This is a genomic window from Myxococcus sp. AB025B (assembly GCF_006518215.1).
Taxonomy (GTDB): Bacteria; Myxococcota; Myxococcia; order Myxococcales; family Myxococcaceae; genus Myxococcus; species Myxococcus fulvus.
This window is the reverse complement of sequence record NZ_SRLW01000460.1, coordinates 1-5565: the sequence shown is the minus strand read 5'-3', so window position 1 is coordinate 5565 and position 5565 is coordinate 1. Positions and strand designations below refer to the sequence as shown.

General features: G+C 68.4%; 6 protein-coding genes and 1 pseudogene. 5 read left to right on the top strand and 2 right to left on the bottom strand.

Features of this window, described 5'->3' with window-relative positions; translation table 11 throughout:
• From FL311_RS44550 to FL311_RS40725, 5 genes and pseudogenes are all read left to right on the top strand, one after another.
• Positions 1-627: pseudogene (locus FL311_RS44550) on the top strand (hypothetical protein); the annotation flags it as partial.
• Complete coding sequence (locus tag FL311_RS40740; RefSeq protein ID WP_141333021.1) at positions 624-1205, top strand: dual specificity protein phosphatase family protein; 582 nt, start codon at positions 624-626, stop codon at positions 1203-1205. The pseudogene FL311_RS44550 and the gene FL311_RS40740, both read left to right, overlap by 4 nt.
• Positions 1206-1416: 211 nt before the next feature.
• A complete protein-coding gene (locus FL311_RS40735) occupies positions 1417-2598 on the top strand; it encodes a cytochrome P450 (RefSeq protein ID WP_255510406.1) in 1182 nt (393 codons plus the stop codon).
• A 286-nt stretch (positions 2599-2884) separates the two neighbouring features.
• Positions 2885-3295, top strand: coding sequence for a hypothetical protein (locus FL311_RS40730; RefSeq protein WP_141333020.1), 411 nt, complete (start codon positions 2885-2887; stop codon positions 3293-3295).
• 75 nt (positions 3296-3370) lie between these two features.
• Complete coding sequence (locus tag FL311_RS40725; protein WP_141333019.1) at positions 3371-4144, top strand: hypothetical protein; 774 nt, start codon at positions 3371-3373, stop codon at positions 4142-4144.
• A gap of 3 nt (positions 4145-4147) precedes the next feature.
• On the opposite strand, the gene FL311_RS40720 is transcribed toward FL311_RS40725, so the two are convergent.
• Positions 4148-4411: a hypothetical protein gene (locus FL311_RS40720; protein WP_141333018.1), complete on the bottom strand. Its 264-nt coding sequence runs from the start codon at positions 4409-4411 to the stop codon at positions 4148-4150.
• A gap of 17 nt (positions 4412-4428) precedes the next feature.
• The coding region (locus tag FL311_RS40715) for an MMPL family transporter (protein WP_141333017.1) at positions 4429-5565 on the bottom strand (1137 nt) is incomplete at its 5' end.

The following is a 5565-nucleotide window of genomic DNA, read 5'->3' as shown; positions in this document are numbered from 1 at the left end:
GGGCTGGAGGGCGGGCGGGTGGTGCTGGAGTACGCGGCGCAGGTGGAGCCGCGCTCGCCGGAGGGCTCCGAGGTGGAGGTGGGCAGCGCGCGCTACCGCCACGAGGTGACGCTGGCGTTCAGCCCGCTGAAGGCGACGCTGCAGCAGCCCAAGGGCGCGGCGGTGACGCTGTCGGGCGGCGGGTACGCGGACCACACGCGGTCCACCATTCCCCCGGGGAAGCTGGCGCGGCGGTGGGTGCGCTTCCGGGCGCTGCGCGACGGTGGCGAGCGGATGGTGTTGCTCGCGCGCGAGGGACAGGACGGTGAGTTCGGCCCGGTGTACTCGTGGACGGAGGGTGGCGCGCCGAGCGCGATGGAGTCGTTCACGCTCAGCCGCGAGGGCGCGAAGGAGCGCAGCGTTTGGACGGTGGACGTGTTCGGCGGCGATGGCGCGAAGGCCATGGTGCTGAAGTCCACGTCGCTCCTGCAGCGCAGCGCGCCCGTGGAGGAGCTGGGCATGCTGGGTGGACTCATCAAGCCGGTGGTGGGCTCGCCGGTGACGTACCTGCACCGGGCGGTGCTGGAGCGCTCGGGGAAGACGCCGGTGGCGGGGCTGATGGAAGTGACGCTCGAGGGTGATTTGTGAGCGTGTCGTTGTTGCGGGACGTGCACCACGTGCCGGGGGTTCGCGGCTGGGTGCGCAAGCAGGTGCTGCGCTCGGTGGCGCGCTGCGTGGAGTGGACCACGAAGCTGCCGGGTCAGGGCCTCAACGTGTCACAGGTGAACGAGTGGCTGCACGTGGGCGGCTCGGTGTCGCCGTCGCGGTACGCGGAGCTCAAGGCGCGCGGAATCACGGCGGTGATTGATTTGCGCGCGGAGCGGGTGGACGACGCGAAGGCGCTGGCGGCGCTGGGCATCGAGCTGCTCAACCTGCCGGTGACGGACCGGTATCCGCCGACGGTGGAGCAGCTGATGCAGGGCGTGGAGTGGGCGCTGCCGCGGCTGGAGAAGGGCGGGCACCTGTATGCGCACTGCGAGCACGGTGTCGGGCGTGGGCCGCTGATGGGATTGGCGGTGATGGTGGCGAAGGGCTGGGAGGCGCCGGATGCGTACCGCGCGCTGAGGAAGGCCCGGTGGCAGTGCACGTTGAATGACCGGCAGCTTGGCGGCCTCGCGGACTTCGTCACCGCATGGGTGGCCCGTCGGTCCGGGCGCGCGGCGTAGCGTCGGCTCGTGGTGCTCGCCGTTCAACGGTGGGCGCGGCGTGGTTTCGAGACCTCGACTCCTGACGAAGGTAGGGCCTTCCACGAACGGACACTCGTGGTGGCGGGGACTGCGTTCCGCGGCTGCGGGCTCCTACGTTGGAGGTGTGCGCGGCGGGTGGCGCGGCCCCTGTGCGCCGGGCGCGTGCTCCGCCCACTGGAGACCTCTCGTCATGTTGGGACTGTTCACCGATGACGTGCGTCGGAATCCCTTCGCGCTGTACGCCGAGCTGCGTGAGCGCTCGCCGCTGTTGCACGAGCCGCGAGCGGACCTGTGGATTCTGTTCGACTACGACAGCGTGAAGCGGGCGCTGCAGGACCACGAGGTGTTCAGCTCCATCGTGACGACGGTGACGGGGCGGACACCGGACTGGCTGTTGTTCTCGGACCCGCCCCGGCACACGAAGCTGCGCGGAATCATCATGCGCGCGTTCACGCCGCGCTCCATCGCGAACCTGGAGCCGCATGTGCGAGAGCTGTCGCGTGGGTTGCTTGAGCCACTGGTGAGGCGTGGGGAGATGGACGTGGTGGCGGAGTATTCGAGTCAGCTTCCGACAATGGTCATCGCGGAGATGATTGGGATTCCGGTGGAGGACCGGGCGCGGCTCCTCGGGTGGGGGGACATCATCCAGAAGCTCAGCCACACCATCTCCGAGGGAGAGGAGGCGGATCGGGCACGGGCGGAGAACGCGGCGATGCGCGACGAGATGCGGGCGTATCTCTCGACCATCCTGGAGGAGCGTCGGAGGGAGCCGAGGGATGACCTGCTGACGCGGCTGGTGGAGGCGGAGGTGGATGGGGAGCGGTTGGACGAGAAGGAGATACTGGGCTTCTTCCAGTTGCTGCTCGCGGCGGGGACGGAGACGACGACGGACCTCATCGACAACGCGCTCTTGTGTTTCCTCGAGTACCCGGACCAGTTGGCGCGACTGAGGAGGCAGCCGGAGCTGTTGGGCTCGGCCATCGAGGAGGTGCTGCGATTCCGGTCGCCGGCGCAGTCGATGTATCGGTCGACGAAGCGGGCGGTGGAGCTGAACGGGCGGGTGATTCCGGCGGGGAAGTTCGTGTTGCCGATGATTGGCTCGGCGAACCGGGACCCGCGGCACTTCGAGGAGCCGGAGCGGTTCGACATCGGCAGGGAGCCGAATCCGCACCTCGCCTTCGGACACGGCATCCACTTCTGCCTGGGCGCGGCGCTCTCGCGGATGGAGGCGAGGGTGGCGCTCACGGACCTGCTGGAGATGATGGGTGACTTCAGGCTCGCGAGCGATGCGCCGTGGGAGCCACGACAAGCCCTCCACATCCACGGCCCCAAGCGACTGCCACTGCGCTTCGAGCCGGGGGCGCGGCGCTGAAACAGGGCAGCCCGAGACGATCCGGAAGCGCTATGAAGGGCGAATGAGTGCTCGACCTGCCTGGCACCTGAGCCTGTGGTGTTACATCCTGGTCTTGCTTCAGGCGGGCTGCGGAGCCACCACCGTCAATCTTCGTGACTGGGGGAGCATCCACGTCACGACGGACGAAGACACTGCGGGGGCATTCCTGCCCGACGAAGCAGCCGATGGCACAGGCCGGGCCGAATTCGAGCAGCCGGAGGCGTACTGCACCTCACGAACCGATACTGCGTGCGAGAGCGCGGGTATGAGACCGCCGCTTCGGCGAGGGCCCGGAGCACGCCCGTGGCGACGCCCTCCTCTGCTCACCCCGACGCCGACACCGCAACAGAGTCAGCTCCAGGCGCATCGGCTGGCGAACCTTCAAGTCGTCCAGCAGGCACGACAGCTCTATGCCCAGCGGCTCAAGGAAGCCCAGGCCCGCTATCCGAATAGCGCCGGATTCCAGGAGCACCATCTGGTCCCACTGTATCTGGGCGGCGCCAAATCAGGTGCGACCTACCGACTGCCGACCGCGTACCACAAAGCCATCACCCAGGCCTTTCGCGAGCGCTGGGCCTATGGTCACGAGCGACCTGCTCCGGACAAGCTCCAGCTCCTCCTGGTCCAGGTCTACTCCCAGCATCCCATTCCCCAGCTCATCGGACTGCAGCCCTAGCTCATGCGCGAAACCATCGAGCTCCGTGTCGAGGAAGCCGAAGCATCGCGGCTCTTCCGCGGTGATGAGGGTGTCGTGCTGCCGAGTGGCACGGTGCGCAAGCTGACGCTCCCCACGGATGATGAGCGCATTCCACGCATCCGTGAACTCGACCGCGCCCTGCGACAGCAGGGCAAGTTGTTCTTCTCGGGCTGGCGCCTCCTGCGCCACTACACGCCCAAGGAGCTGAAGTCCGCCGAGTTGCTCGAGCTGCGCCTGGATGCGGTCTTCGAGCCCTCCGGTGAGGAGTGCGGCACTCACTACGACGAGTCCACCGCCTGCGCGCTCTGCGGAGCAGGCGCCAGACAGGTCACGGACCTGCACCTCGACCCGCGCCGGATTCCCCAGCGCGCGGACCTCGCGCGAACCCTCGCCCACGAGTGGGTCATCTCCGCTCGGCTCGCGGACCTCTGGCGAGCGCATGGAATCACAGGCGCGGACTTCCGCCCCATCCGGCGCGCAGGCCCGAAAGCCGAACCCGTGAAGGAGTGGCACCAGCTCGTCGTGACAGCTCGTCCCCTGGACCTCCTGCCTGCGACTCGCACGGGCAATGACCCGTTCGACCTCGACGAGGACAACGCGCAACGTTGCCCCAAAGGCCACGTCGTCGGCCTGAACGTCCTCTCCGAGCTGTCCCTCCGACGCGGAGACCACGACGGCAGCGACCTGACCTGCACCCGTCAGCACGTGGGCATGCGTAGCGGAGTCCTGCGCCCTCACCCGCTCCTGCTCATGTCCCCGAAGCTGCACGCGCTCCTGGAGGAGCAGAAGGTGAAGCGCCTGGACCTCCAGGTCGCCCACCTCGCGTAGCCACTACCAGCGCCGCTCCGGCTCCATCGCCGTGGGCCGGCGCTTGTCCGTGGGCGTCATCGGTGTCGGGGGCGCGCAGCGACACACTTCACAGCCCCGGTCGCGGTCCATGGAACACTCCGTGCCCGTGATGCACGAGAGATTCCGCGACTCCTCACAGCGCGTGTCGCCCTTCTTCTCCTCACGCTGGCCCCCGTGGGAACACCCCACCAGGGCCACCGCCATCGACACCGCCGCGAAACACCCGAGCGCCTCGCCTCGCATCATCACGCTGCCCTCCTGAGCTACGCCCCCGGCGCGGGCTCCTCCGCCGTCGCGCCGTGCTTGCGCCGCCAGCGCTCCACCAGCAGCAACAGCGACGGGAACCCCAACAGCACAATCACCAGGTTCAACCCGAACCCCAGATTCGCCAGGTCGCCAATCGAGTTCAACCCCGGGTGCTTCGCCAACACCAGCGCCACGAAGCCAATCGCGCTCGTCAGCAAGCCGCCGGTAATCGCCCGCCCCGTCTCCGCGTACACGGAGATGAAGTCCGCCCCCGGCTCACCCAACCGCTGCACCAGGTGCACGCCCGCGTCCACCGTGGTCCCCACCAGCACCGGCAGCACCATGATGTTCAGGTAGTTGAACTGCAAATCCAACAGCGCCATCAGCCCCACCAGCCCCGCCACCGACAAGAGCGTGGGCACCATGCAGATGAGCGCCGTGCGCAGCTTCCCCAACGTGAGCCACATCGCCGCCAGCACGCTCAGCACCGCCGCCGCCAGGATGCGCGGACCCTCGCGCGACACCATGTCCAGGATGTCCGCCAGGATGAGCGCCTCACCCGCCGCCGACACCTGACTGCCGTCCGGCATCTGCAGCCCGCGCACCTCCTTGGAGAAGCGCCGCGTCCCCTCACCGTCCGACAGGCTCACCCCGCCGCCCGCGTACACCAGCACCACGCCGCCCGTGCTCCCATCCAGGCTCTCGAACTGGTGACGCACGCTCGCCGGCAGCTCCGCCTGCGTGAAGGGCTTCGCCTTCGACATGTTCAACGCCCGCGCCAGCGCCACCCGCGTGTCCTCCGGCAGCCGCTCCGGATCCAACTTCTCCAGCCGCGCCCGGATGGCCTCCAGCACCGCCTGCTTCTCCGGCTGCTGCCGGGGCACCAGGTCCTCCAGCGCCCCCACGAAGTCGATGGTGGACTCCTTGCCCCGAGCCGCCTTGCGCGCCTCGAGCTGCCGCACCACCTCGCGCTCCATGTCCTGCGAGTCCGTCAGCACCACCACCGGCGTCTGCGAGTAGCCCAGGATGTTGTTCACCTTCTGGTCCAGCACCGCCGACGCCTGCTTGTAGTCCTCCAACGTGCGCGAGTCGTAGTTGAACGAGATGCGGTACGCCTGCGAGATGAGCACCACCACGCCCACCCCAATCACCAC